Genomic DNA, 26,125 nt, shown 5'->3' with positions numbered 1-26,125 from the left:
ACGCTGCTGGCCGTGATCGGCGAGCGCAATGCCGAGGACACCGTCTATCGGGGCGTGATCCAGGCCTTTGGCGAGCACGCTGGCAGCAAGTATCCGGACCAGACCCTGGCGGCGCTGACCGCCGGCACCGATCCCCGGGGGCTGGTGCGCGCCACCGCCATCGTGCCCGGGGTCTTCACCCGCCAGGCCTATGAGGGTTATGTGGCGCCCGCGATCGAGCAGGCCGCCAGGCGCACGGAAATCGCCAATGACTGGGTGCTGACCGACGGCAAGCCGCAGCAGCAGACGCAAGCGACGGCAGGCCGTTCGGCCGAAGTACTACAGGCGGCCCTGACCGAGCAGTACTTCGCCGATTACGCGGAGCATTGGCAGGGCTTCATGAACAGCCTGCAATGGGAGGCCGCGCCGACCCTGCCGGCCGCGATCGGGCAGCTCAAGCTGATGGCCGATGCGCGCCAGTCGCCGGTGATCGCGCTGATGAAGTCGCTCGAGTACCAGGGTGGCGCTGGCGCCCGCAAGGACTCGCTGTCCGATACGCTGGTGGCCAAGACGCAGGACCTGCTGGGCAAGAAGCCGGCGGGGCCCGAGGTGGCGAAGCCGGACGCGGCGGGGCCGCTGGGCGCGGCCTTTGGCCCGGTGCTGCGGCTGGTGGCGCAGGGCCAGCTTGGCAGTGCCAACGCTGGCACCAACGCTGGCACCAGCGGTGACTTGAGCCTGCAACGGTTCCTCGACCGCGCGACGGCACTGCGCCTGCGCCTGCAGCAGGTCGGCAACAGCGCCGATGCCGATGCGCAGGCCCGCCAGATGGCGCAGGCGCTGTTCCAGGGCAAGGGCTCGGAACTGGCCGATACCCAGGCCTATGCCCAGTTGATGGCGGCGAGCCTTGGCAGCCAGTGGGCGGGCATGGGCGAGACGCTGTTTGTGCGGCCCATCGCGCAGGCCACGCAGACGGTGCTGCAACCGGCGCAGGCAAGCCTGAACGACGCGTGGCGCCAGAGCATCGCGATGACGTGGAGCCGCTCCTTTGCCGGGCGTTATCCGTTTGCGGACACCGCCAACGATGCCTCGCTGGCTGAACTGGCGCGCTTCCTGCGCCCGCACAGCGGCTTGATCGGGGCCTTCCTCGGCACGCAACTGGCGGGCGTGCTCGAGCTGCAGGGCGATCAGTGGCTGCCGGCAGCCACTGGTGGGCAGGCGCAGTCCTTCGATCCGGCCTTCCTCAACGCGATCAACACCTTGCAGCGCATGGCGGCGCACCTGCTGGCGCAGGGCGAGCCGCAGTACCGCTTCGAGTTCAAGCCGATCCCCACCCCGGGCCTGACCGACACGCTGCTGACGCTCGATGGCCAGACGCTGCACTACTACAACCAGCGCGAGACATGGCAGGCGATGAGCTGGCCGGGCAAGAACCTGCAGGACCCGGGCACCCGGCTGCAATGGCAGACCGAGCGCGCGGGCACCAGCAAGAGCTACGAGTTCGGCGGCCGCTGGGGCCTGGTGCGGATGCTGGAGCGCGCGCACGTCGAGCCGGTGGATAGCGCGAACTACCAGTTGACGTGGCAGGCGAAGCCGGACGCGCGGGATGCGCAGGATGCGCAGGAAGCGCTAGAAGGGCCAGGCGCACCGAAGGCCGGTGCCGAGGGCCAGGCCGATGCGCACGGCCGGACCTTCGCCGAAGATCCCGACAGCCTGACCGCGCGCAGCGCCCAGGCGCCTGTTGCGGCGGACGTGACCTATCCGGTGCGCTACCTGATGCGTACCGAAGTCGGGCAGGGGCCGCTGGAGATGCTGGCGCTGCGGGGCTTTGTGCTGCCAACGCGGATCTTCGTGGGCCGGGAGCCGCTGGCAGCGGCCCGCGCCGTGCCGGCTCCGCGCAAGTAGCGCCGTCGGAGCCAGAGAGGGCCGCCGGGAGGATGCGCCGCCCGCCCGGCCCAGGCTGCCGCCGCAGCCAAAACCTCAATTTGCCGTCAGGCTGGTCGATATCCAATGGCGGGAGTGGCGAAAAGGTCGCTACGCCTCGCAAGCGCCCGCTCAGGGAACAAACCTGACGGAACACTGCCCGGCACAGGTGTTGGCCGGGCCATGATCCATGGGCGCGCCGTTTCTATAGGACACGATCCGGATTTCCGGCGGTATCTGAGAGGATGAAAGTGGGAGACACGGACGATACCTGCGCAAGACTGGCAGCCGCGCTCGATGGCGGCTTGCTCCGGCCGGCATTCCAGCCATTGATCTGCTTTGAAACCGGCGCCATCGTCGGCTTCGAGGTGCTCGCCCGCTGGACGGACCCTGCAACGGGCCCGGTTTCCCCCGTTACTTTCATATCGATCGCGGAGTCGTGCGGGCTTATCGATCGCCTGACTTCCCATATCGTGCGCACGGCGTGCGGGCAGGCCGTGGGCTGGGGCCAGGGCTTTGTGCTGGCGTTCAACGTGTCTCCGGTGCAATTGCGCGACAAGGCGGTCGTCGCGCTGATCGCCGACGCTGTCACGCAGACGGGATTCCCGCTGGCGCGCATACAGATCGAAATCACCGAGGGCGCCATGGAGACCGATGTCGAGCTCGCGCGTGCCATCATCGACGATCTGAAGGCGCTCGGCATCGGAATCGCGCTGGACGACTTTGGCACCGGCTATGCCAGCCTGACACGCCTGCACGCCCTGCCATTCGACGAGATCAAGATCGACGCCAGCTTTGTGCGCGGCATGCTCGACGACCAGGAGTGCCGCCGGATCGTGACGGCTATTGTGGGGCTGGGCCACAGCATCGGCATGCGTGTTGTCGCGGAAGGCGTGGAGCGCGAAGAGCATGCCTCCCTACTGCGCAAGCTGGGATGCGACATCGGCCAGGGATGGCTGTGGGCGCCGGCGCTGCAGCCGGAGCGGATTCCCGCGCTTATCCAGCAGCTTGGCTTGCGCGCGCCGGATCCGCGGCCGTTGGACCGTTCGCCGTATCAGCGCCTGCATCAGCTGGAGGCGCTCTATGTCGGCGCGCCCGTCGGCCTGTGCTTCCTGGACACGCGCTTGCGGCACGTGCATGTCAACGGGCGCTATGCGGAGATGTTCGGCACCCAGGCGGACGCCCTTGTCGGCGCCCAGCTCTGCGCGGCCTGCATGTCCGAAGCCGGCAGATCGATCTGCTCGCTGGCGCATGCCGTGCTTGCCATGGAGACGCGCTCTCCGATGGAACGCGAGATTACCGCGAACGGCGAGGTCTACCTGGTGGTCGGCCAGCGCGTCAATGATGACATCGGGGACGTGATTGGTATCTCGCTCGTTGCCATCGGCATCTCGGCGCGCAAACGGGCCGAGCTGGCCTTGCGGGAAAGCGAGGAGCATTTCCGCAACTCGGTCGAGCTGAGCCCCCATATTGCCTGGGCGGCTGACCCTGATGGCACGCTGTGCTATATCAGCCCGAACTTCCGCGACAGCGCAGGGTGTGCCATGCAGGACCGCATCGACGCCTGGCGTGCCACGGTCCATCCTGAGGACCAGTTGCGCATCCGGGCGGAGTGGCTTGCCTGGATCCCGAGCGGCCAGCCATTCGCGACCCGGTTCCGCATCCAGTGGCCGGACGGCAGCTGGCGCCATATGCTGAGCCGTGCCCAGCCGCATATCGGGGCAAATGGCGCGATCGATCGCTGGTATGGCGTCGTCAGCGATATCAGCGCGCAAGCCTGCATGAAGCGGCGGATCGCAGACCTGGAGGACCAGGTTCGTGCCCTGACGGCGCACGTGGCATAGCGATCACCCGGGCCCGCTGCCATGGCGGCTGGATAGCATCGCGATCAGGAAGTCCCGGACGCATTCGCCCTGGCGCACACGCAGCTTCAGATCGGAAACTGCGTTGTCGACAGCACCTGCTTGAGCACCATGAACGAGCGTATCTGGCGGACCCCCGGCAGATACAGCAGTTGCTCCGCATGGAGGCGATTGAAGCTCTCGCTGTCCTTGGTGCGCAGCATCATGAAGTAGTCGAACTCGCCCGTCACCACGTGGCACTCCATGCAGCCGGAGACCTGCTGGGCGGCCTTCTCGAACTCGGAGAAGGATTCCGGTGTGGACCGGTCCAGCACCACGCCGATCATCACCAGCATCCCCGCGTCCAGCGCGGCCGGGTTCAGCAGCGCCACGATCCCGCGAATCAGCCCGAGTTCCTTGAGCCGCTCCACGCGCCGCAGGCAGGCTGGCGGGCTCAGGCTGACTTTGGCTGCCAGCGCCACATTCGAGATGGACGCGTCGCGCTGGAGTGCGCGCAGGATGGCTTTATCGGTGCGATCCAATGCCTCGGAATGTGGCACGGGGTGCTCGGTTTTGGTGCGCAATTTTGTTTCGTCCATGATGATTTATAAAAAACAAAAAAGTAAAAACGAGTGCCATGAATTTTTTATAGTGCATAAATAGATTGATATTTGCAACCATGTTTCGTGCGTTTTTTTCTAGGATTGAGTCCGTCGCAGCATCAACGAAAGGTGGCGCCACATGCCAGTGTTCTTCGCCAGCCTTGATGCCTGGATCCCCGCGCTTAACCCGAGTCATCCAAGAAACCCAGGAGTTGCCAGCATGAATCTCAAACGCTTTCCCCGCCACCAGCTAACGTTCGGCCCCACGCCCATCCAGCCGCTGAAGCGCCTGAGCGCGCATCTCGGCGGCAAGGTCGACCTCTATGCCAAGCGTGAGGACTGCAACAGCGGCCTGGCGTTCGGCGGCAACAAGACGCGCAAGCTCGAGTACATCATTCCGGACGCGCTTGCCCAGGGTTGCGACACGCTCGTCTCCATCGGCGGCATCCAGTCCAACCAGACGCGCCAGGTGGCTGCCGTGGCGGCGCATCTCGGCCTGAAGTGCGTGCTGGTGCAGGAGGACTGGGTGAACTACTCCGACGCCGTCTATGACCGCGTTGGCAATATCCAGATGTCTCGCATCATGGGCGCCGACGTGCGCCTGGTCAGCGATGGCTTCGATATCGGGATCCGCAAGAGCTGGGAAGAGGCCATGCAGAGCGTGCGCCAGGCGGGCGGCAAGCCCTACCCGATCCCGGCAGGGTGTTCCGAGCATCCGCTGGGCGGCCTGGGCTTTGTCGGTTTTGCGGAAGAAGTGCGCGCACAGGAAGCCGAGCTCGGCTTCAAGTTCGACTACGTCGTGGTCTGCTCGGTGACCGGCAGCACGCAGGCTGGCATGGTGGTCGGCTTTGCCGCCGATGGCCGGGCCAACCGCGTGATCGGCATCGACGCATCGGCCAAGCCGGCGCAGACCCGGGCGCAGATCCTGCGCATTGCCCGCAACACCGCGCATCTGGTTGACCTCGGCCGCGATATCACCGACGAAGACGTGGTGCTCGACACGCGCTACGGCGGGCCGGAGTATGGCTTGCCTTCCGAAGAGACGCTCGAAGCCATCCGGATGAGTGCCAAGCTCGAAGGCATGATGACCGACCCGGTCTACGAAGGGAAATCGATGCAGGGCATGATCGACCTGGTCCGCCGCGGCGAATTTCCGGAAGGCGCCAAGGTGCTCTACGCCCACCTGGGCGGCGCCCCGGCGCTGAGCGCTTATAGCTTCCTGTTCCGGAACGGCTGATCCCGCGCGCTTGGCTGCCCCCTGATGCCGGTGGCGTAACGCCGGCATCAGGGCTCGCTTGTCCGGCAAAGCCCTCGTCTCTTTTTGCTCCTCATTGTTTGCTCCCCGTTTGTCCCCCGTCGCTCAATCACAGGAGTCGCGCATGAACGTCGTTTCACGAAGCGTTTCGATGGCGGTGAAGGCGCTGTCGCTGTTGGGCATCGCCATGTGCGCCGCGCATGCGCAGCCCCAGGGATATCCCGCCAGGCCGGTCGTGCTGGTTGTGCCGTTTCCGCCGGGCGGGGCGGTAGACATCATGGGACGATTGGTTGGCAAGAAGCTGGGCGAGCGTCTGGGCCAGCCCGTGGTCATCGAGAACCGCGCGGGCGCCGGCACCATCGTTGGCGCCGGCTACGTGGCAAAGGCCGCGCCTGACGGCTATACGCTGTTCATCAGTTCCGGCTCGACCTTCACGGTCAACCCCGCCATCAACGCCAACCTGCCCTACGATCCCGTGAAGAGCTTCGAGCCCATCGGCCTGGTCGCGCGCGTGCCCCTGATCCTGCTGGCGAATCGCGATGTCCAGGTGGACAACCTCAAGCAGATGATGGCGGCGGTGAAGGCCGCGCCGGGCAAATACGCCTATGGCTCGTTCGGCAATGGCACCACCGGCCACTTCGCGGGCGAGATGATCCTGGGCGCCACCGGCATGCAGCTCCAGCATATTCCCTACAAAGGCAGCGCCCCAGCCATTGCCGACCTGATCGGCGGGCAGATTCCGTTCTCGGTCGACACCATCGCGGCATCCCTGCCGCATATCAAGAGCGGCAAGATCAAGGTGATCGCGGTGGCAGGCGCCAGGCGCGCGACGCTGCTGCCGGAGGTGCCCACCGTCGCGGAATCCGGCTTCCCCGGTTTCGATGCGGATTCATGGGTGGCGATCGCGGCCCCGCGTGGCTTGCCGCCCGACGTCAAGTCACGGCTGGAGAAGGCCCTGGCGCAGACCATGAAAGACCATGAGATCCAGGAAAAACTGGTAGCCAACGGCCTGGAGCCCTCCTATGCAACGCCGGAACAGGTCAGCGCCATGATCGACAAGGACTTGCCGCGCATGCGGGCCATTGCCCAGAAGGCCGGTATCCAGGCAAATTGAGCCGGGCGGTTGCCGGCGGGAGCGTATCAAGATGGCATCTCGTGACCGATTCGGTTCCATCCTGGCGAGCGATCCGGTTGTGCAGGCGGATCCGCAGGAGTTGCAGGAGTGGTGCGACGCGCTCGACGGCGTGTTGTCGGCCTGGGGCCCGGAGCAGGGCAAGGAGCGCGCCTGCGCCATCCTGGATGCGTTGCTGGCGCATGCTGGCAAGCATCGGTTGCGGTGGCGGCCGGCACAGGTAACGCCCTACCTGAACACGATCCCGGTCCAAGCGCAACCGGCCTATCCGGGCGACCTGGCGATGGAGCAGCGCCTGTCGGCGATCCTGCGCTGGAACGCGCTCGCCATGGTGGTGCGCGCCAACCAGGCGCATGGCGAGCTTGGCGGCCACATCGCGAGCTATGCCTCGGCGGCGGATTTGTTCGAGGTGGGCTATCAGCATTTCTTTCGCGGCCCTGATGCCGCGCAAGGCGGGGACCTTGTCTTCTTCCAGCCGCATTCGGCGCCTGGCGTCTATGCGCGTGCCTTCCTGGAAGGCCGGCTGGACGAAGCATCGCTTTGCCACTACCGGCAAGAGATCGTTGCCGAAGGCAAGGGGATTCGCGGCCTGAGTTCTTACCCGCATCCCTACCTGATGCCGGACTTCTGGCAATTCCCCACCGGCTCGATGGGCATTGGCCCGCTCAACGCCATCTACCAGGCGCGTTTCATGCGCTACCTGGAAAACCGGGGCCTGAAAGCGACCAGCGAGCGCCGGGTCTGGGGCTTCTTCGGCGATGGCGAGATGGACGAGCCGGAGTCGATCGCCGCGCTCACGCTGGCCGCCCGGGAAAAGCTGGATAACTGCACGTTCGTCATCAACTGCAATCTCCAGCGCCTGGACGGGCCGGTGCGCGGCAACGGGCGCATTGTCGATGAGCTCGAGGCCTTGTTCGCGGGGGCGGGATGGCATGTCGTCAAGTGCTTGTGGGGATCGGAGTGGGACGCGCTGCTGGCGCGTGACCACGATCACGCCATCAGCCGCGCGTTCGCGCAGACCGTGGATGGCGAATTCCAGACGCTATCGGCCAACGATGGCGCGTTCAACCGCGAGCACTTCTTCAGCAAGACGCCGGCGCTGCGCTCGCTGGTGGCGCATCTCTCCAACGACGAAATCGACGGCCTGCGCCGGGGCGGGCATGACCCGGCGAAGATCTACGCGGCATTTGCCGAAGCCGCCAGGCGCAATGGGCGTCCCTGCGTGGTGCTGGCCAAGACCATGAAAGGCTACGGCATGGGCGCTATCGCGCAAGGCCGGATGACCACGCACCAGCAAAAGAAGCTCGGCCCGGAGGATCTGCTCGCGTTCAGGGACCGCTTCCAGTTGCCGCTGACCGACGAACAGGTGGCCCAGGCCGCGTTCTACCGCCCGGCGCAGGACAGCCCCGAGATGCGCTACCTGCAGGCCAGGCGCGCCGCCCTCGGCGGCTATCTTCCCGCGCGCCATGCCGGCGCCGGGCCGTTGCCGGTGCCCGGGCTGGACAAGACCGCCGCGTTCGCCCTGCATGCCGATGGCAAGGCCATGAGCTCCACCATGGCCCTGGTACGGTACCTGGGCGCCTTGCTCAAGGATCCTGTGCTGGGGCCGCGGATCGTCCCGATCGTCGCCGACGAAGCGCGGACGTTCGGCATGGCGAACCTGTTCCGCCAGGTCGGCATCTACGCGCCGTTCGGCCAGCTTTACCAGCCGGAGGATTCGGCTTCGATGCTGTCGTACCGGGAAGTCAAGGATGGCCAGATCCTGGAGGAGGGCATCACGGAGGCCGGCGCGCTGTCCTCGTGGACCGCGGCGGCCACCAGTTACGCCACGCACGGCACCACCATGCTGCCGTTTTATATCTACTACAGCATGTTCGGCTTCCAGCGCGTGGGCGATTTGATCTGGGCGGCGGCCGACCAGCGCGCACGCGGGTTCCTGATCGGCGCCACCTCGGGGCGTACCACCCTGGGGGGCGAGGGCCTGCAGCACCAGGACGGCACGAGCCACCTGGCGGCTTCGACCATTCCCAACTGCCGCGCCTACGATCCGGCCTTCGCGGGGGAGCTGGCGGTCATTGTCGACCACGGCATGCGGCGCATGGTCAGCGAACAGGCCGACGAGTTCTACTATGTCACCGTCACCAATGAAAGCGTCGAGAATCCGAGCCTGCCGGCCCAAGCGCACGAAGGCGTGGTGCGGGGCATGTACCTGCTGCGGCGCGGCGCGGCGTGCGAGCACCGCGTGCAGTTGTTCGGCAGCGGCGCCATCATGGGCGAAGTCCTGAAGGCAGCGCGCCAGCTCGAGCAGGTGCATGGCATTGCCGCCGATGTCTGGAGCGTGACCAGCTACATCGAGCTGGCGCGTGAAGGGGTGGAGCGCGAACGCCTGTGGCGCCATGGCGAGGTTCCGGCCATCGATAGCTGGTTCGGGCGGCAGCTCGGGGCGGGCAGCGGCCCGATTGTCGCGGCCACCGACTATGTGCGCGCGCTGCCGGAGCTGGTGCGTGCCTTTGTCCCGCCGGGGCGGCGCTATGTGACGCTGGGCACCGATGGCTTCGGGCGCAGCGATTCGCGGGCTGCGCTGCGGCGCTATTTCGAGGTCGATGCCGCGGCCATCGTCCAGGCCAGCCTGGCGGCGATGGCGGAGATCGTGGCCGATGAGATGGCTTGCGAAAGAAGGCACCTTGCCGAGGTGATTTCCCTGGCGTCGATTTAACTGGCGACCGGTTGCCGGCTCCCATGCCGGCAGCCATCATCACCCCCCCATCACCCCCCATCAAGCCTCATCAAGCCGCGGTCAGCTGGCGCAGTGCTTCCAGCAGCTTGACGGCGGGGCCGGGCAGGATGCCCTGGCGCCGCCGGAAGGCCGTCAGCGTACGCGTGCCGACCCCGCCGGGAATGTCCAGAATGTCGATCACGCCGGCCTTGCGCTCAGCCTCGACCATCGGCTCGGCCATCCAGCTCAGAAAGCCGGATTGCGCGACCAGGCTCTTCAGCGCGGTCACCGAACGCGTCTCCACCACGATGTTTGGCAGGCCCAGGCCCTGCGCCGCAAACACCTGCCGCATGTGCTCGAATGGCCCGGTGCCCCGGGGCGGGATGGCCCATTGCTGGTCAAGGGTATCGGCCAGGGTCAGTGCCGGCTTGCGCCGCAGCGGGTGGCCCGGCGCTGCCACCACGTAGCTGCGGTCCTCCCACCGGCAGTCGGCAATGGCCTCGATCTCGTCAGTGTCCGGCGCGCAGATGCTGAGCGCCAGGTCGATCTCATGCCGGATCAGGCTTTGCGCCAGCCGGTCCCACACGCCCTCCGTAATCTCCACGCGCAGGTTCGGCCACGCCTTGGTGACCCGGCCAACCGCCAGCGGCAGCACCATGCTGGCGATGCTGCCCACCGCGCCCACCTTGATGGTGCCCTTGGCCAGGCCGCGCATGGCATCGATCTCCTCGCGCGCGTGCTCGGCCTCGCGCTGCAGCAGCGTGGCATGGGGGAGCAGGGCGCTGCCCACCGCGGTGAGCAGCATGCCTTTGGCGTGCCGCTCGAACAGCGGCGCGCCAAGCTCGTCCTCCAGCCGCTTGATGGTGCGGCTCAGGGCAGGCTGGGTCACGTGCAGCGCGTCGGCGGCCCGGCCCAGGCTGCCGCTGGCAACGACGGTGGTGAAGGCCTTGAGCTGGCGCAGATCGAAAGTCATGCGCAAAAGTAATGCCTTTTGACCAAGAAGGCAATATTCAATTAAGGGTCGGGCTCGCATACTTTGCGCTACTTTGCACACCAAGCACGCGCTGGCCTTGGGCCAGGCGTTCCACCGAATACATCGACGGGAGAGATTTGCATGACCGGTAGCACGACAACCGCGGCGGGCGCCGCGCGCAACGCAACCAGCACCGTGCGCGACGCCGTGATCGACCTGCTGCGCCAGCTTGGCATCACTTCGGTGTTTGCCAATCCCGGCTCGACGGAGTTGCCGATGTTCCGGGATTTCCCCGCTGACTTCCGCTATGTGCTCGGGCTGCAGGAGGCGGTGGTGGTGGGCATGGCTGATGGCTTTGCGCAGGCCAGCCGCAATGCGTCGCTGGTCAACCTGCATTCGGCGGCTGGCGTGGGCAACGCCATGGGCAATATCTTCACCGCGTTCAAGAACCGCACGCCGATGATCGTCACGGCGGGCCAGCAGGCGCGCTCGATCCTGCCGTTCGATCCCTTCCTGTCGTCTACCCAGGCCACCGAGCTGGCCAAGCCCTACGTCAAGTGGAGCATCGAGCCGGCGCGCGCCGCGGATGTGCCGCTGGCCATCGCACGTGCCTATTACGTGGCGATGCAGGAGCCGCGCGGCCCCGTGCTGGTCTCGATCCCGGTGGACGACTGGGACCAGCCGGCGGAGCGGGTGGCCGCGCGCACGGTGAGCCATACGGTGCGGCCGGACCCGGAGGCGATTGCGCGCGTCGGCGTGGCGCTGGATGCCTGCGAGCGGCCTGCTTTTGTCGTCGGCGGGCAGGTCGACCGCGCCGGCGCATGGGACGACGTGGTGCGCCTGGCCGAGATGCACAATGCGCGCGTCTACGTGGCGCCGATGTCCGGGCGCTGCGCGTTCCCGGAAGACCATCGCCTGTTCGCCGGTTTCCTGCCCGCCATGCGCGAGAAGATCGTCGGCCTGCTGGGCGGGCACGACCTGATCCTGGTGCTGGGCGCGCCGGCCTTTACCTACCATGTGGAAGGCGCTGGGCCCCACGTGCCGGAGGGCGCCACGCTGTATCAGCTGATCGACGATCCCGCCATCGCGGCCTGGACGCCGGTGGGCGCATCGGTGGTGGGCAATATCCGGCTCGGCGTGCTTGACCTGCTGGCGCGGCCCGCGCCCAGGGCGCGCCCGTTGCCTGCCCCGCGCCAGCCGCGCTCGCATGCGGAACCGACGCGGCTGATGTCCACCGCCTATGTGCTCCAGACCCTGGCCGAGGTGCGCGACGCCGCCGACATCGTGGTGGAAGAAGCGCCCAGCGCGCGTCCCGTCATGCAGGGCTACCTGCCGTTCACGCAAAGCGGCACCTTCTACACCATGGACAGCGGCGGCCTGGGCTACGGCATGCCCGCTGCCGTTGGCGTGGCGCTGGCGCGGCCGGGGGCACGCGTCATCGCGCTGATCGGCGACGGCTCCAGCATGTACTCGATCCAGGCCATCTGGAGCGCGGTCCAGCTCAAGCTGCCGATCACCTTCGTGATCCTCAACAACGCGCGCTACGCCGCGCTGCAGGACTTCGCGCCGGAATTTGGCTTTGCCCCGGCCGATCCGGTGCAGGGCACGGACCTGCCAGGGATCGATTTCGTGGCGCTGGCGCAAGGCATGGGCTGTGAAGGCACGCGCGTGCGGGACGCTGCTCGGCTGCGCGATGCGCTAGCCGACGGGTTGCGCTCGCAGGTACCGACGCTGGTCGAAGTCGAGGTTGCCTGAGCCGCAGGCAAGCAAACCGCAGGCAAGCAAAACAAAGGAGACAAGAATGCAGAAAATTTCATTGCTGATCGACGGCCAACAACGCCAGGCAGGCAACGGCGCCACCTTCGCGCGCCGCAATCCCCTGGACGGCGAGGTAGCCACGATTGCCCCGGCCGCGACGGTCGCCGATGCGCTGTCGGCGGTGGACGCCGCCGCGGCGGCCTTTGACGCCTGGGCCGCCATCGGCCCGAGCGAGCGCCGCGCGCTGCTGACCAAGGCCGCGCATGCGCTGGAAGCCCGCCGCGAAGCCTTTGCTGCCGCGATGGCCGCCGAGACCGGCGCCTCCGCCATGTGGGCCGGCTTCAACGTGCACCTGGCCGCGGCCGGCCTGCTTGAAGCGGCCAGCCTGACCACGCAGATCCATGGCGAGGTCATTCCGTCGGACGTGCCGGGCAGCCTGGCCATGGGCGTGCGCCAGCCGGCCGGCGTGGTCCTCGGCATGGCGCCCTGGAACGCCCCGGTCATCCTGGCCGTGCGCGCCATCGCCTTGCCGCTGGCCTGCGGCAATACCGTCGTGCTGAAGGGGTCGGAGATCTGTCCGGCCACGCACGGGTTGATCATCGAAGCCTTGCAGGAGGCCGGCCTGCCCAGGGGCGTGGTGAACTTCGTCACCAATGCGCCGGCCGATGCGGGCGAACTGGTGGAAGCCATGATCGCCCATCCGGCGGTACGGCGCGTGAACTTCACCGGCTCCACGCGCGTGGGCAAGGTCATCGCCGCTAGCTGTGCCAGGCACTTGAAGCCGGTGGTGCTCGAGCTCGGCGGCAAGGCCCCGTTGCTGGTGCTGGACGATGCCGATATCGATGCCGCCGTCGCCGGCGCCGCCTTTGGCGCGTTTGCCAATTCCGGCCAGATCTGCATGTCGACCGAGCGCATCATCGTCGACAACAAGATCGCAGACGCCTTTGTCGCGCAACTGGCGGCCAAGGCCAGCGCGCTGCCGCTGGGCGATCCGCGCAAGGGGCCGGTGGTGCTGGGCTCCGTGGTGGACATGAGCACGGTTGCGCGCTGCAACGCCCTGATCGACGATGCCTTGGCCAAGGGCGCGAAGCTCTTGTGCGGCGGCAAGGCGGACAGCACCCTGATGCCGGCCACGCTGCTCGATCACGTCACGCCGCGGATGCGGATCTATGTGGAAGAGTCGTTCGGCCCGGTCAAGCCCATCGTGCGCGTCAGCGGCGACGCCGAGGCCATCGCCTGCGCCAACGACAACGAGTACGGGCTGTCGTCGGCCGTGTTCAGCCGCGATGTGGCGCGGGCCATGAACGTGGCCAGGCGCATTCAATCCGGCATCTGCCATATCAATGGCCCGACGGTGCACGACGAGGCGCAGATGCCCTTCGGCGGCGTGAAGAACAGCGGGTTTGGCCACTTTGGCGGGCAGGCCGGCATTGCCGAGTTCACTGACCTGCGCTGGGTCACCGTGCAGACGACGCCGCGCCACTATCCGTTCTAGGCCGCAGGCGGCCGGATTGCCGCCACGCCCAGACAACGCCATCCAACCAGCGCCGGATCGCGGCGACGCCTATGATCAGAATCGCAATTCTCGGGGCCGGGGCCATGGGCTCGCTGTTTGGCGCACGCCTTGCCCAAGCGGGCCATATCGTCACCTTGATCGATATCAACGACGCGCATCTCGAAGCGATCCGCCGCTTCGGCCTGCGCCTGCAGACCGATGAGGCGGACCGGCGGGTCCACGGCATGCGGGCGGTGCGCCCCGAACAGGCGGACACCATCCCCGATCTGCTGATCGTCTTCACCAAATCCATGCACACGCGCGCCGCGATGACGGGCGTGGGGCACCTGCTGGGGCCGGACACGATTGTGCTGACGTTGCAAAACGGCCTGGGCAGCGTCGATGCGATTTCCGAATTCGTGCCGGCGCAGCGGCTCCTGATCGGCGTCACCACATGGCCGGCCGACCTGGCTGGCCCCGGGCACGTGCATTCGCACGGCGAGGGCGGGATCCGGATGATGAGCGCCGATGGCGTGGACCGGCCCGCCGTGGCGGTGACGGCGGCGGCGCTGGCGCGCGCCGGGCTGCACTGCCACGCCGATGCGGATGTGTGGGCCGCGATCTGGGAGAAGGTGGCATTCAACGCCGCGCTGAACCCCCTGTGCGCGGTCACTGGCAGCACCGTGGACCAGCTGGGCAACATCCCGGATGGCACCGCGCTCGCCTTGTCCGTGGTGGCAGAGGTGCTGGCCGTGGCAAGGAGCCAGGGCGTGGCTGTCGATGCGGACAAGGTCGGCGCCAACGTGTTGCACGCCATCGGCCACCACATCGGCCACAAGCCTTCGATGCTGCAGGACATCCTTGCCGCCCGGCGCACCGAGATCGATGCGATCAACGGCGCCGTGGTGGCCGCGGCGCGGCGCCACGGGGTGCCGGTGCCGTGCACCGAGAGCCTGCTGCAACTCGTCCGGCTGATCGAAGCCCGGGCGGCAAACGGCGGGCAGGGCGCCAGCCCGCTGCGGCAGCACTGAGCCACGGCACGCCGTGGCCTCAAGACGCAAGACGCAAGACAAAAAAGCGCTGGCCCCGGCCAAAGCGCCCATCGACAGGAGACACGCATGAATACGCATAGGAATACGCATCTGTTCCGCGCCATTGCCGCGGGCCGCATTTCCATCGCGCGGCGCAGGCGCCGTCTGGCCACGATTCCGGCCGGCGCGGCGCAAGCGCCCGGTGCGCATCGCCATGGAGCGCAAGCATGAGCGCGAACCTGCGGCAAGCCGGCACGCCCGTCGACGTGGGCAGCGTGCTCGATGACGGCCCTTACACGACCATGCAGAAGATCGTCGTGATGCTGGCGGCGCTGTCCATCGTGATGGACGGCTTCGATGGCCAGTTGATCGGCTTCGCGATTCCCGTGCTGATCAAGGAGTGGGGCATCACCCGCAGCGCCTTCGCGCCCGCGGTGGCGGCCGGGCTGGTGGGCATGGGCATCGGCAGCGCGTGCGCGGGCCTGTTGGCGGACCGCTTCGGGCGCAGGTGGGCCGTGATCGGCAGCGTCTTCCTGTTCGGCGCGGCCACCTGCGCCATCGGCTTCGCCCCGGACACGACGACGATCGCCATGCTGCGCCTGATCGCCGGGCTTGGCATCGGCGGCGCTTTGCCAAGCTCCACCACCATGACGGCCGAGTTCACCCCGGCACGCAGCCGCACGCTGGCGGTGACGGCCACCATCGTCTGCGTGCCGCTGGGCGGCATGCTGGCCGGCCTGTTTGCCAGCGTGGTCTTGCCGGCCTATGGCTGGCGCGGCTTGTTCTTTATCGGCGGCGCCCTGCCGCTGGGCCTGGGCGTGCTGCTGATGCTGGTCCTGCCCGAGTCGCCGCGCTTCCTGGTGCGCCGCGCGCACCGGTGGGACGAACTGCGCCGGCTGCTCGGCCGCATGTCCAGGCCGCTGCCGGTGGACGCCGTCTTCACCGACCTGGCCGAGCGCGGCGCGGAAAGCCGCAAGGGCTTCGGCGCGCTGTTCGCGCCCGGGCAGGCGCGCGACACGCTGGCGATCTGGTGCGCATTCTTCATGTGCCTGCTGGCCGTCTACAGCGCCTTTAGCTGGCTGCCGACCATGCTGGCGTCGGAGGGGCTGAACGTGGCGGTCGCGGGTTCCGGCCTGACCGCCTACAACCTTGGCGGTGTCATCGGCGCGCTGTGCTGTGCGGTGGCCATCGCACGCTTCGGCTCGCGCTGGCCGCTGGCGATCTGTTGCGCCGGCGGGGCGGCCAGCGCGCTGTTGCTGCAAGGCGTGGATGTTCGCCACAGTACGGGGTTGCTGATCGTTGGCCTGGGCGTGCACGGCATGTTCGTCAATGCGGTGCAGTCGACCATGTACGCGCTGTGTGCCTTCGTGTACCCCACGGCAGTGCGGGCCACCGGCACGGCGTCGGCGCTGGCCTTTGGGCGCCTCGGGGCCATCCTCAGCGCCTTCGCGGGTGCGGCGGTGATTACCGCGGGCGGCGCGTCGTCCTACCTCGGCATGCTCGGCGCGGCGATGGCCGCCGTGCTGGTGGCGCTGCTTGCGGTCAAGGGGCATATCCCGAAGCTGGCGCGTGCGCCGGCCAGCGGCGACTCGGTCCTTGCACGCAGCTGAGGCCAGGGACGGACCAGCCGGAATTCGCTATGATCCGGAATCGGAACCGTCTTTCGCGCGTCCGGCATCCCCAGGTGCGCCGAGGCAGATCGCCGCGCCCGAAGGCCAGGCGGCGCGCGCTCATGCCAATGACCCGGATAAACCTCAAAACGCCTGTCGCTTCAGCCCGACCCGAAGCGCAGGCGGCCGCCCTGTTGCAACAATCCGAACGGATCGTCACCGATGCCGATGGCTGCCGCATGGTCTGGCGCCGCTTTGGCGAGGGGCAACCCGTGGTCCTGCTGCACGGCGGGCATGGGAGCTGGCTGCACTGGGTGCGCAATATCGAGGCGCTGGCCGCGCACCGCACGGTGTGGGCGCCGGACATGCCGGGGTTTGGCGAGTCGGACGATATCGCCAGCGATCTTTCGGTGATGACCGGCACGCTTGTCAAGGGCATCAGGCAGTTGCCCGGCTGCGACAAGGCCCTCAGCCTGGCCGGCTTCTCCTTTGGCGGGCTGGTGGCCGCTAACGTGGCCGCGTCGCTCGGCACCGTGCGCCGGCTGGCGCTGATGGGCTCAGGCGGCCATGGCGGCATCCGCCGCCAGCAGCGCGCGCTGGTGGACTGGCGCAAGGCCGGGGACGCCGAGGCCCTGGCGCTGTCCATGCGCTACAACCTGGAGGCGTTCATGCTGGCTGACCCGGCCAAGATCGATGCCATGGCCATGTACGCGCACACCGAGTCATGCCGCCTCACGCGCTTTCGCAGCAAGACCATCTCCCGATCCGGCGACCTGCGCGGCGCGCTGGATCGCTTCGGCGGCGAGGTGCTGCTGGCCTGGGGCGAGCACGACGTCACGGCGGATCCTGTCCCGGCCATCGCGGCAATGACCCAGGACAGCCCGCGCCGCGAAGGCCGTGTCATTGCCAACGCGGGCCACTGGGTCCAGTACGAGGCCCACGAGCCAGTCAACGCATTGCTGGACGGCTGGTTGCCAAAATAGCCGGCGCCGCCGCCGGGTACGTCTTCTGGTAGTGCACCGTGAACGTCCCTAGCGCCGCCAGCGCGGCCTGCGGGTTGTGGCTCGGCTTGACGGCGAAGGCGTCAAAGCCGCAGCGCGCCATGTAGTGCACGGTATCGATCATCACGTCGCCCACCGCGCGCAGCTCGCCGCCCCAGCCATATTGCGTGCGCAGCATCTGCGCCAGCGAATAGCCGCGCCCGTCGGTATAAACCGGGAAGTCGATCGCCAGGTGCGCGATGCCGGTGGCGTCGATGGTGGCGGTGCCCGCCTCAAGCAGGTCTTCAGGGTCCGCATCCGGGCCGAGGTACACGGCCACCGGGTGGCGGCGCAGGCGCAGGGCATTGCGTGCTGCCCGCCATGTGGCAAGGGTGACCAGCCAGCCGTTTTCGTCCGGCGGCAGCGCGTGTGTTGCCGATGCCAATGCTGGCGCGTTCTCGTCCGGCACGAAGGCGCGCCAGATGTCCGCTTCAAGCTGGCCGTTGCGAATCACATTGTTCAGCGGTGGCAATGATTGGAGATCAGGCACGGGCTTGCTCCGCTTGCTGCCGCCGCGCGACAATCCTCGGGTCCTGGTAGACCGCCTGCTTGAAGGGCTCCGGGCCAACCCGCTCCACCACGTCGATAAACCGCTCCGCCTCGCTGTCGCGCAGGGACAGGTAGGTATCGATCAGCAGCGCCACCACATCCGGGATTTCATCGCGCGCGAACGACGGGCCGATGATGCGGCCGATCGCCGCGCCGCCGCCCTTGTGCTGGTCCAGCAGCGCATGGCCGGCCGCGCCGTTCTGGCGCCCGCCGATGGTCACCTGGTACCACTCCTCGCCAGCCTTGTCCACGCCAAGGACGCCGATGTGGCCCACGTGATGGTGCCCGCAGGAGTTGATGCAGCCGGAGATGTTCAGGTCCAGCTCGCCGATCTCGAACAGGTAGTCCAGGTCGTCGAAGCGGCGCTGGATGGCCTCGGCCAGCGGAATCGACACCGCGTTGGCCAGCGAGCAGAAATCCCCGCCCGGGCAGGCAATGATATTGGTGAGCAGGCCGATGTTGGCGGTGGCCAGGTTCAGCGCGTCCAGCGCCTGCCAGAGCGCAAAGAGCGCGCCCCGGCGCACGTCGGCCAGGATCAGGTTCTGCTCGTGCGAGACCCGCAGCTCGCCAAAGCCGAAGCGCTCCGCCAGGTCCGCCACCGCATCCATCTGGTCGGCGGTGATGTCGCCGGGCGGCATGCCGGTGGCCTTCAGCGAGACGGTCACGGCGGCGTAGCCGGGCACGCGATGCGCATGCACGTTGCTGCGCAGCCAGCGGGCAAAGCGCGGATGCGCCGCCGCCAGTTCGGGATCCGGGCCGGCCTCGTCCGCCGCCGCGGGGTCATAGTCCGGCATGGTGAAGCGGCCCGCCACGCCGGCCACGAAGTCCGCGCTGACCGTATCCGGGCCGCCGCGGATCCGCTGCCATTGCTCGTCCACTTGTTGCGCGAACACGCCCGGCGTCAGGTCCTTGACCAGGATCTTGATGCGCGCCTTGTACTTGTTGTCGCGCCGGCCGTGCAGGTTGTAGACGCGTAGCGTGGCCTGCAGGTAGGTGAGCAGGTCGGACCAGTGCACGAAGGCATTGATCAGCTTGCCGACCATGGGCGTGCGGCCCATGCCGCCGCCCACCCACACGCGGAAGCCAAGCTCACCATCGCGCTCCACGGCCTGCAGGCCGATATCGTGCACGCCCACCGCTGCGCGGTCCGTGGTGGCGCCGCTCACCGCGATCTTGAACTTGCGCGGCAGGAAGGCAAACTCGGGGTGCAGCATCGACCACTGGCGGATGATCTCGCACCACACCAGGGGGTTCACGATCTCATCCGGCGCCAGCCCGGCGAAGTGGTCGGTGGTGGTGTTGCGGATGCAATTGCCGCTGGTCTGGATGGCGTGCATCTGCACGGTCGCCAGCTCAGCCAGGATAGCGGGGGCGTCTTCCAGGCGCGGCCAGTTGAACTGCATGTTCTGCCGCGTGCTGAAGTGCCCGTAGCCGCGGTCAAAGCGGCGCGCTATCTCGGCCAGCTTGCGCAGTTGCCGCGACACCAGCATGCCGTAGGGGATCGCCACGCGCAGCATGGGCGCATGCCGCTGGATGTAGAGGCCGTTCTGCAGCCGCAGCACGCGGAACTCGTCCTCGGTGAGCTGGCCGGTGAGAAACCGTTCGGTCTGGCCGCTGAACTGCGCAACGCGCTGGTCGACCAGTTGCTGGTCGACGGTGTCATACACATACATGAAGCACTTCCAGGTGTGCCGTGCGGGGAGGGGGGAGTTCGCCCCGCCGGCGAGGGGCTTGTGGGTAGCCATGAGGCTAGCGCCCCTTGCGCGCGCCGAACAGGAGCAGAAGAGGCCTGTTCGGGCCGGAGCAGATGCCTTGCCGGTCGCGAAGCCCTGCGCCCCAGCCCGGTTTCCAGTGCCACCGTGTTCCGGTCCGGTCCGGTTTGCCGTGCCGGTTGGAAGCACCGCGAGATGGATGGCCTTGCGTATCAGCAAAAGCTGCGGGAGGCGTGGTGAACGCGCTCTTCGACACCAATATCCTGATTGACCACTTGAACGGAATCGAAGAGGCCATGATCGAGATGCGCCGCGCAGTCCAGATCCGGAAAACCGCTAGAATCAAGCTGCCTGACGCGCTTATCTGGGCGTCGGCGCAAGCGCATTCCATGTTGCTGGTCACACGCAATACCAAAGATTTCTCAGCCAGCGAGCCTGGTGTGCGGATTCCCTATCAACTCAAATAACTCAAACGAGCGAGAGCACGCCTATCGCCGCGCAGAGCGAGCGATGGCATCCATTGCCGCCAGCCGCTTTTTCTCCTCGCGGCCCGGCGCTGCCATGCCAGTCATTTCCCGGCCAAGCCATCCAGCCGCTCCACGGCCTGCACCGCTGCCGCGCGGGCGGCCGGTGACACCGTGAGCATGATGTGGCCGGTGCCGGGCACCAGCGTTACCGGAATATCCGGGCGGCCCGCGTCGGCGAACACCTGTGCAAACCTGGCGGCGACAAACACTTCATCGTCCTGCCCGGCCAGTATCGCCGCCGGCTTGTGGATTTCGCGAATATTGCGCTGGTAGTCCTCATCGGGCTGGAAATTCGTCGCCAGCGCATAGGAATAGGACGGCGTCAGTTCGGCGCGCGGTGCGTCGTTGATGGCAAAGGCCAGTACGGGCAAGTGGTTGAAGGCGGTGATGCCGACCCGGTTCAGCAGCGTGAGCGCGATCACGCGCGGCACGCCGACCGAGACCCAGCCGCCGGCATCGGGGCGGAACGTGGGCGCGCGGCGGTTCGTATAGGGCGCCATGAACAGGTAGTTGTCGAACAGGGCCTGGCGCGCGCCGCCGGCCACGCGCAGCGCAAAGCCGCCGCCCGACGAAAATCCCACCAGCGTCTTCGGGCCGGCGGGCTGGACGGTGCTCACAAAGTCTTCCAGGTCGTCATCGAGCTGCCCGATGTAGGCAATGTCGCCACGCGGGCCGGAGGCCCCGTGGCCGCGCATATCCAGGGCGTAGGCCGTGAAGCCGGCCTGCGCGAAGCGCTGTGCAAGCGGATGCATGCTCTGGCTGTTGGCCGAGGAGCCATGCACCAATACCACGCTGCCCCGGCTGGGCAGGCCGCCGGCGGGGGGATAGCGGCGGTAGGTAAGCTGCGCGCCATCGCGTGCCGCGTAATGGGCGGGGGCCGCCAGCGCAGAGAAATCCACGTCCTTGAACGGATCGCTGATGCTCAGCATCGGCTTTGGCCGGGTCGGGCCACCTGCGGCCAGTGCCGCGGCAAGGGCCACGAGCACCACGGAGAGAATGGCGGAGACGGCGAGCGTGGCGGTTCGGAGTTTCACGGTATTCGCTTTGCGCAAGGGGTGGAATGGCAGAAGGGACAGCGCTGGCCGGACAGAATCGAAAAGTGCGCTAGTCCAGCCCGGAAGCTAGCACCGAATCCGGCGCCGCGCGACATCCGTTAGTAAAAGGAAAAGGCGTGAATTCTTCCGCGTGCGTCAAGAGTGTTTTCCCATCCCGGCATTTCTTTCCGCCCGGCGGAAGGCTAACGTGCACTGGCGCGTCCGCTGGCTGTGGTTTATGGCTGCGCAAGGCCACAAGCGCCGGACAAGACACACGACAAGCGGGTAGAGATCCCGATCCTTGCGGAGGAAGACAAAGCCATGCCAACGTCATTTTTATACGTGGCCCAGCCCACGCGCGTGCTGTTTGGCGTGGGCACCCTGAGCCAGGTGGGGCAGGAACTGGAACGGCTGGGTGCCGGGCGGGCGCTGGTGCTGTGCACGCCCAACCAGGCCGAAGATGCCACGCGGTTGTCCGACGCGCTCGGGCCGTTGTCCGCCGGCATTTATCCTGGCGCGGTGATGCACGTGCCGGTGGAATCCGCCCGCGCGGCGATTGCGCACGCGCAGGAAGTGGGCGCGGATTGCATGATCGCCCTTGGCGGCGGGTCGACCACGGGGTTGGGCAAAGCCATCGCGCTGACCTCCGGCCTGCCGATCCTGGCGATTCCCACCACCTACGCCGGGTCCGAGATGACGCCGATCTACGGCCTCACCGACGCCGGCCTGAAGAAAACCGGCCGCGACCCGCGCGTGCTGCCGCGCACCGTGATCTACGATCCGGCGCTGACCGTGGGCCTGCCGGTGGCCTTGAGCGTGACCAGCGGCCTGAACGCCATCGCCCACGCCGCCGAGGGGCTGTACGCCGAGGATGCCAACCCGGTGACGTCGCTGATGGCGCAGGAGGGCATCCGGGCGCTGGCCAGCGGCATTCCCCGCGTGTTCGCGGCGCCCACCGACCTGGATGCCCGCGCCGATTGCCTCTACGGCGCATGGCTGTGCGGCACTGTGCTGGGCAGCGTCGGCATGGCGCTGCACCACAAGCTGTGCCATACGCTGGGCGGCAGTTTCAACCTGCCCCATGCCGAGACGCACACGGCGGTGCTGCCGCACGCCATGGCCTATAACGCCTTGGCCGCGCCGGATGCCATGGCGCGGATCCGCCGGGCCATGGGCGGCGAAGGCATCTCCGCCGCCGCGGCGCTTTACGACCTGGCCGCCCGCCATGGCGCGGCCACAGCGCTGCGCGATATCGGCATGAAGGCCGAGGACCTGGACCGCGCCGCGGATATCGCCTTGGCCAACCCGTACTGGAATCCGCGCCCGATCGAGCGTGCGCCGATTCGCGAATTGCTGCAGGCCGCCTTTGAAGGCGTGCGCCCCGACTGAGCGGGCCCGCGGGCCCGCAAACACACAATGCACAACGCATAACGCACAACACACCGGAGACAAACAATGCAAATCGGCTTTATCGGAATCGGCAAGATGGGCTTGCCCATGGGGCGTCACCTGGCCGCCGCCGGGCACGCTGTCGAAGGCTTCGACCTGTCGCCCGCCGTGCTGGAAACCGCGCGCCAGGCCGGGCTGAAGACGACCGGCTCGCTCGCGCAGGCAACCGCCGGCAAGGACGTTGTGTTCAGCTCGCTGCCGCACGACGCGGCCTTCGAGGCCGTGGGCGCGCAAGTGGCGGAGCTGGCCGCGCCCGGCACGCTGTATATCGATACCAGCACGGTGTCGCCGCAAGCATCCGCCCGCGTGGCCGCCTTGCTGGCGCAGCGCAACATCCCGTACCTGCGCGTGACGGTATCCGGCAACAACAAGATGGCCGAGGCGGCGCAGCTGACCGCGCTGGTGTCCGGCCCGGCGGCCGCCTATGCGGTGGCAAAGCCGCTGCTTGCCGCGCTCGGGCCGGCCCAGTTCTACCTGGGCGAAGCCGAGCAAGCGCGCTTGATGAAGCTGGTTGTGAACCTGATGATCGGCCTGACCTCCGGCATGCTGGCCGAGGCGCTGGCGCTCGGCGCCAAGGGTGGCCTCAAATGGCAGGACATGTGGTCCGTCATCACCGCCAGCGCGGTGGCCGCGCCCATCGTCAAGGCCAAGTCCGCGCAGCTGGTGGAGAACGACTACACGCCCACCTTCACCGTGGACCAGATGCTCAAGGACGTGGGACTGATCCTGGATGCGGGCGCCGACCTGCGGGTGCCGCTGTCGCTCACCGCGCTGCTGGGCCAGATGCTGCAGGGCGCCGCCGCGCAGGGCATGGCCGGTGATGACTACGCCGCGGTGATCAAGTCCGCGCGGCTCGCCGCCGGGCTGCCCAGCGTCAATGGCTAGGCAGGGCGCTTAGGCGCGCCGTCATGACGTCCACTTGCGCTCGTAGTCCATGCGCTCGAAGTGCGCCACCAGGTAGTCGATGAACAGGCGCACCTTGGCGGCCAGGTAGCGCCGGCTCTGGAAGGCGATGTTGATGGTGAGCCGGGGCAGGTCCCAGTCGTCCAGCACCGGGATCAGCCGGCCCGCCACGATATCGTCGTAGACGATGTACTTGGGCTGCACCAGGATGCCCAGGCCTTCCAGCGCGGCCGCGCGGATCACCTGGCCGTCGTTTGACTCCAGCTTGCTGCGCACCGTGACCGTCTTCTCCTCTGCATTGCGGGTGAAGGCCAACTCGTGCGGCCGGTTGGCATACGAGTAGATCAGCATGTGGTGGCGCAGCAGGTCGTCGACTTCGCGCGGCGTGCCCATGCGGTCCAGGTAGCGTGGCGAGGCGGCCAGGATGCGGCGCGTCTCGGCCAGCCGGCGCACGGTCAGGCCGGAATCCGGCTCGAACTCCCGCGTGCGGATGGCCAGGTCGATGCCACTGTCCATGATGTCGTAGTAGCGGTTGGCCGCAAGGATGTTCACGTCCACCTTGGGATAGAGGCTGGTGAAATCCGGCAGCAGCGGCGCGAGGTGCTTCATGGAAAACGACAGCGACGCGGTGACCGTCAGCGTGCCGCCCGGCTCCAGCACATTGGCGTTGACCGCGGCTTCCGCCTCCTTCATTTCCGTCAGCACGCCTTTGCAGCGCCGGAAAAACTCGTGCCCCACATCGGTCAGGTAAAGACGGCGCGTATTGCGCTCGATCAGCCGCGCCGATAGCCGCTGCTCCAGCGAGGTGAGGTAGCGGCTTGCCGCCGCGTTGGAAATGTCCAGGCTCTCGGCGGCCTTGCTGATGCTGCCCAGCTCCGCGATCTGGACGAAGAGTTCGAATTCGGTCCAACGGTCCATGCCTTGTCTCCCCGTGTGCTTCTTGGTCCGCCGCACGAGCCATTTTGATTCTCTCGCCTGGCGGAAAGAAGATTTCCTTATCCGTCGTTTTTTTCCATTTGCCGGCAGTATAGAGTTTGTTCCAGCGCCTGTCAGGCATGACAGGACGCCTGCAAAATCCAGAGCGGCGCGCCGGCCACAGGCAGCGCCGCCAGGCAACGGAGACACACCCATGATCCTGGTACGCGGGGCCACTCTGGTCACCATGGAACCCGCCCTTGGCGAGTTCACCGGCGACCTGCTGATCGACGGCGAGCGCATTGCCGCCATCGCACCGCATCTCGAAGCGCACGGCGCCGAGCTGATCGACGCGCGCGGCTTCATCGTCGCCCCAGGCTTTGTCAACGCGCATATGCACACCTGGCAGACCGCGCTGCGCGGCGTTGCCTCGGGCTGGACGCTGACCGAGTATTTCCGGCAGATGCATGCCGGGCTGGCCACGCGCTTCACGCCCGATGACATCGGCATCGCCACGCTCGTCGGCGCCTGGAACCAGCTCGATTGCGGTACCACCACGCTGGTGGACTGGTGCCACAACAATCCCACGCCGGCGCACAGCGATGCCGCGCTGGACGCGCTGGATCATGCCGGCATCCGCGCCGCGTTCCTGCACGGCTCGCCCAAGCCAGACCCCAAGCCCGGCGCGCTGCCGTTCTGGGAAATGCCGCACCCGCGCAGCGAGGTGGAACGCCTATCCAGGCGGCTGCAAGGCTCGTCCTTGCTCAGCCTCGGACTGGCCATCCTCGGCCCGCATTACTCGACGCTGGAAGTCGCGCTGCACGATTTCGCGCTGGCGCGGGAATTTGGCCTGCTGGCCAGCATGCACCAGGGTGGCGGCAGCGCCCGCACGCCGCAGGGGTGGGAGCGGCTGGAACAGGCCGGGCTGCTTGGCCCCCATATCAACATCGTGCACGGCAACAACCTCACCGACGCGCAGCTGGCGCGCTTCGTCGGGCTGGGCATGAGCTTCTCCGTCACGCCGGAGAACGAACTGACGCAGGGCCATGGTTTTCCGATCACGGGCCGGCTGACGCGCCTGGGCGCCGCGCCGTCGCTCGGCGTGGACCTGGAATCGGGTTTGTCCGGCGAGATGTTCATTGCCGCGCGCATGGCGCTGGGCATCCAGCGCGCGCTGGACCATGCCGGGTACCGCCAGCAGCACGGTGAGATCGCTCCCGCGCACGCGGTGAGCTGCCGCGACGCGCTGGACTGGATCACGCTGGCCGGCGCGCGGATGCTCGGCATGCAAGACCGCATCGGCTCGCTGGCCGTGGGCAAGCAAGCCGACCTGGTGATGATCGACGCCCGCAAGCTCAACATGATGCCGCTGCACGACCCGGTGAGCGCCATCGTGATGCAGGCCAGCCTGGCCAATATCGACAGCGTGTTCGTGGCAGGCAAGGCGCGCAAACGCCACGGCCGGCTGCTGGTGGACGGGCTGCCGGGCAAGCTTGAAGCGCTGCGCGCGTCGGGCGAACGCCTGGCGGCGGAGCGGTGAGCGAGAGGGGAGCCAACCAGCGGCAAGATCAACCCATTGTGGTAGCCGTGATTCCCGCCCGAAGGGGCGGGAAACACCCAAGCGCGATGCGAAGCGAGCCGTCAAGGTGTGCCCAGGCCGTATGGGGCGCCTTCTTTGCCTACT

General features: G+C 67.5%; 21 protein-coding genes. 15 read left to right on the top strand and 6 right to left on the bottom strand.

All coding sequences use genetic code 11. The features are described 5' to 3' along the window. Positions 1 to 1,881 (top strand): ImcF-related family protein (locus AC1DQR_RS18205; protein ID WP_477133476.1); only part of this gene is annotated, 1,881 nt, incomplete at its 5' end. 263 nt (positions 1,882 to 2,144) lie between these two features. Continuing rightward, a complete protein-coding gene (locus tag AC1DQR_RS18200; RefSeq protein ID WP_416050566.1) occupies positions 2,145 to 3,743 on the top strand; it encodes an EAL domain-containing protein in 1,599 nt (532 codons plus the stop codon). A gap of 86 nt (positions 3,744 to 3,829) precedes the next feature. On the opposite strand, the gene AC1DQR_RS18195 is transcribed toward AC1DQR_RS18200, so the two are convergent. After that, on the bottom strand, positions 3,830 to 4,339 hold the full coding sequence (locus AC1DQR_RS18195) for an Lrp/AsnC family transcriptional regulator (RefSeq protein WP_043356167.1): 510 nt from the start codon (positions 4,337 to 4,339) through the stop codon (positions 3,830 to 3,832). Positions 4,340 to 4,562: 223 nt separating this feature from the next. On the opposite strand from AC1DQR_RS18195, the gene AC1DQR_RS18190 reads away from it, so the two are divergent. From AC1DQR_RS18190 to mdeB, 3 genes are all read left to right on the top strand, one after another. Then, the gene (locus AC1DQR_RS18190) at positions 4,563 to 5,579 is read left to right on the top strand and encodes a 1-aminocyclopropane-1-carboxylate deaminase (RefSeq protein ID WP_416050565.1); all 1,017 of its coding nucleotides are present in this window, start codon (positions 4,563 to 4,565) and stop codon (positions 5,577 to 5,579) included. A 142-nt stretch (positions 5,580 to 5,721) separates the two neighbouring features. Beyond that, a complete protein-coding gene (locus AC1DQR_RS18185) occupies positions 5,722 to 6,711 on the top strand; it encodes a Bug family tripartite tricarboxylate transporter substrate binding protein (protein ID WP_416050564.1) in 990 nt (329 codons plus the stop codon). Positions 6,712 to 6,742: 31 nt separating this feature from the next. Beyond that, positions 6,743 to 9,445, top strand: coding sequence for an alpha-ketoglutarate dehydrogenase (gene mdeB / locus AC1DQR_RS18180; protein WP_477133475.1), 2,703 nt, complete (start codon positions 6,743 to 6,745; stop codon positions 9,443 to 9,445). Positions 9,446 to 9,515: 70 nt separating this feature from the next. Here mdeB and AC1DQR_RS18175 read toward each other — a convergent pair whose 3' ends face one another. Next, entirely contained in the window at positions 9,516 to 10,418 is a 903-nt protein-coding gene (locus AC1DQR_RS18175; RefSeq protein ID WP_416050562.1) for a LysR family transcriptional regulator, read from the bottom strand. 141 nt (positions 10,419 to 10,559) lie between these two features. Here AC1DQR_RS18175 and mdlC point away from each other — a divergent pair, with 141 nt between their 5' ends. From mdlC to AC1DQR_RS18145, 6 genes are all read left to right on the top strand, one after another. Then, on the top strand, positions 10,560 to 12,173 hold the full coding sequence (mdlC, locus tag AC1DQR_RS18170) for a benzoylformate decarboxylase (RefSeq protein ID WP_416050561.1): 1,614 nt from the start codon (positions 10,560 to 10,562) through the stop codon (positions 12,171 to 12,173). Between the two features lie 46 nt (positions 12,174 to 12,219). Beyond that, positions 12,220 to 13,671: an aldehyde dehydrogenase gene (locus AC1DQR_RS18165; RefSeq protein ID WP_416050560.1), complete on the top strand. Its 1,452-nt coding sequence runs from the start codon at positions 12,220 to 12,222 to the stop codon at positions 13,669 to 13,671. A gap of 74 nt (positions 13,672 to 13,745) precedes the next feature. Then, positions 13,746 to 14,702 carry a ketopantoate reductase family protein gene (locus AC1DQR_RS18160; RefSeq protein WP_477133477.1) on the top strand — a complete coding sequence of 319 codons (957 nt, stop codon included), beginning with the start codon at positions 13,746 to 13,748 and terminating at the stop codon, positions 14,700 to 14,702. 87 nt (positions 14,703 to 14,789) lie between these two features. Then, positions 14,790 to 14,933 (top strand): hypothetical protein, encoded by a 144-nt coding sequence (locus AC1DQR_RS18155; RefSeq protein ID WP_416050559.1) that lies wholly within the window; start codon positions 14,790 to 14,792, stop codon positions 14,931 to 14,933. Continuing rightward, positions 14,930 to 16,312, top strand: coding sequence for an MFS transporter (locus AC1DQR_RS18150; RefSeq protein ID WP_416050558.1), 1,383 nt, complete (start codon positions 14,930 to 14,932; stop codon positions 16,310 to 16,312). The genes AC1DQR_RS18155 and AC1DQR_RS18150 overlap by 4 nt, the downstream gene beginning before the upstream one ends. Positions 16,313 to 16,506: 194 nt before the next feature. Beyond that, positions 16,507 to 17,295 (top strand): alpha/beta fold hydrolase, encoded by a 789-nt coding sequence (locus AC1DQR_RS18145; RefSeq protein ID WP_416050557.1) that lies wholly within the window; start codon positions 16,507 to 16,509, stop codon positions 17,293 to 17,295. Here the strand turns inward: AC1DQR_RS18145 and AC1DQR_RS18140 are convergent. Both AC1DQR_RS18140 and AC1DQR_RS18135 read right to left on the bottom strand, forming a co-directional pair. Next, positions 17,261 to 17,842 carry a DUF934 domain-containing protein gene (locus tag AC1DQR_RS18140; RefSeq protein WP_477133474.1) on the bottom strand — a complete coding sequence of 194 codons (582 nt, stop codon included), beginning with the start codon at positions 17,840 to 17,842 and terminating at the stop codon, positions 17,261 to 17,263. The two genes, AC1DQR_RS18145 and AC1DQR_RS18140, sit on opposite strands and share 35 nt — an antisense overlap. Beyond that, complete coding sequence (locus AC1DQR_RS18135; RefSeq protein WP_477133473.1) at positions 17,835 to 19,574, bottom strand: nitrite/sulfite reductase; 1,740 nt, start codon at positions 19,572 to 19,574, stop codon at positions 17,835 to 17,837. Before AC1DQR_RS18135 ends, AC1DQR_RS18140 begins: the two co-directional genes overlap by 8 nt. A gap of 272 nt (positions 19,575 to 19,846) precedes the next feature. Between AC1DQR_RS18135 and AC1DQR_RS18130 the strand changes: the two genes are divergently transcribed. Continuing rightward, positions 19,847 to 20,080 (top strand): DUF5615 family PIN-like protein, encoded by a 234-nt coding sequence (locus AC1DQR_RS18130; RefSeq protein ID WP_477133472.1) that lies wholly within the window; start codon positions 19,847 to 19,849, stop codon positions 20,078 to 20,080. Between the two features lie 101 nt (positions 20,081 to 20,181). Here AC1DQR_RS18130 and AC1DQR_RS18125 read toward each other — a convergent pair whose 3' ends face one another. Continuing rightward, positions 20,182 to 21,174 carry an alpha/beta hydrolase gene (locus AC1DQR_RS18125; RefSeq protein WP_416050552.1) on the bottom strand — a complete coding sequence of 331 codons (993 nt, stop codon included), beginning with the start codon at positions 21,172 to 21,174 and terminating at the stop codon, positions 20,182 to 20,184. Between the two features lie 321 nt (positions 21,175 to 21,495). On the opposite strand from AC1DQR_RS18125, the gene AC1DQR_RS18120 reads away from it, so the two are divergent. Continuing rightward, positions 21,496 to 22,563 carry a maleylacetate reductase gene (locus AC1DQR_RS18120; RefSeq protein WP_477133471.1) on the top strand — a complete coding sequence of 356 codons (1,068 nt, stop codon included), beginning with the start codon at positions 21,496 to 21,498 and terminating at the stop codon, positions 22,561 to 22,563. Positions 22,564 to 22,629: 66 nt separating this feature from the next. Beyond that, positions 22,630 to 23,508, top strand: a complete 879-nt coding sequence (locus tag AC1DQR_RS18115) for an NAD(P)-dependent oxidoreductase (RefSeq protein WP_477133470.1) — start codon at positions 22,630 to 22,632, stop codon at positions 23,506 to 23,508. Positions 23,509 to 23,529: 21 nt separating this feature from the next. Here AC1DQR_RS18115 and AC1DQR_RS18110 read toward each other — a convergent pair whose 3' ends face one another. After that, complete coding sequence (locus AC1DQR_RS18110) at positions 23,530 to 24,444, bottom strand: LysR family transcriptional regulator (protein ID WP_174423920.1); 915 nt, start codon at positions 24,442 to 24,444, stop codon at positions 23,530 to 23,532. Positions 24,445 to 24,655: 211 nt separating this feature from the next. Here AC1DQR_RS18110 and AC1DQR_RS18105 point away from each other — a divergent pair, with 211 nt between their 5' ends. Further along, positions 24,656 to 25,981 (top strand): amidohydrolase family protein, encoded by a 1,326-nt coding sequence (locus tag AC1DQR_RS18105; RefSeq protein WP_416050549.1) that lies wholly within the window; start codon positions 24,656 to 24,658, stop codon positions 25,979 to 25,981. Positions 25,982 to 26,125: the final 144 nt, after the last annotated feature.

The organism is Cupriavidus sp. 05L411 (genome assembly GCF_056398045.1).
The sequence above is the reverse complement of the archived record's forward strand: the minus strand, read 5'-3'. Positions and strand labels throughout refer to the sequence as shown.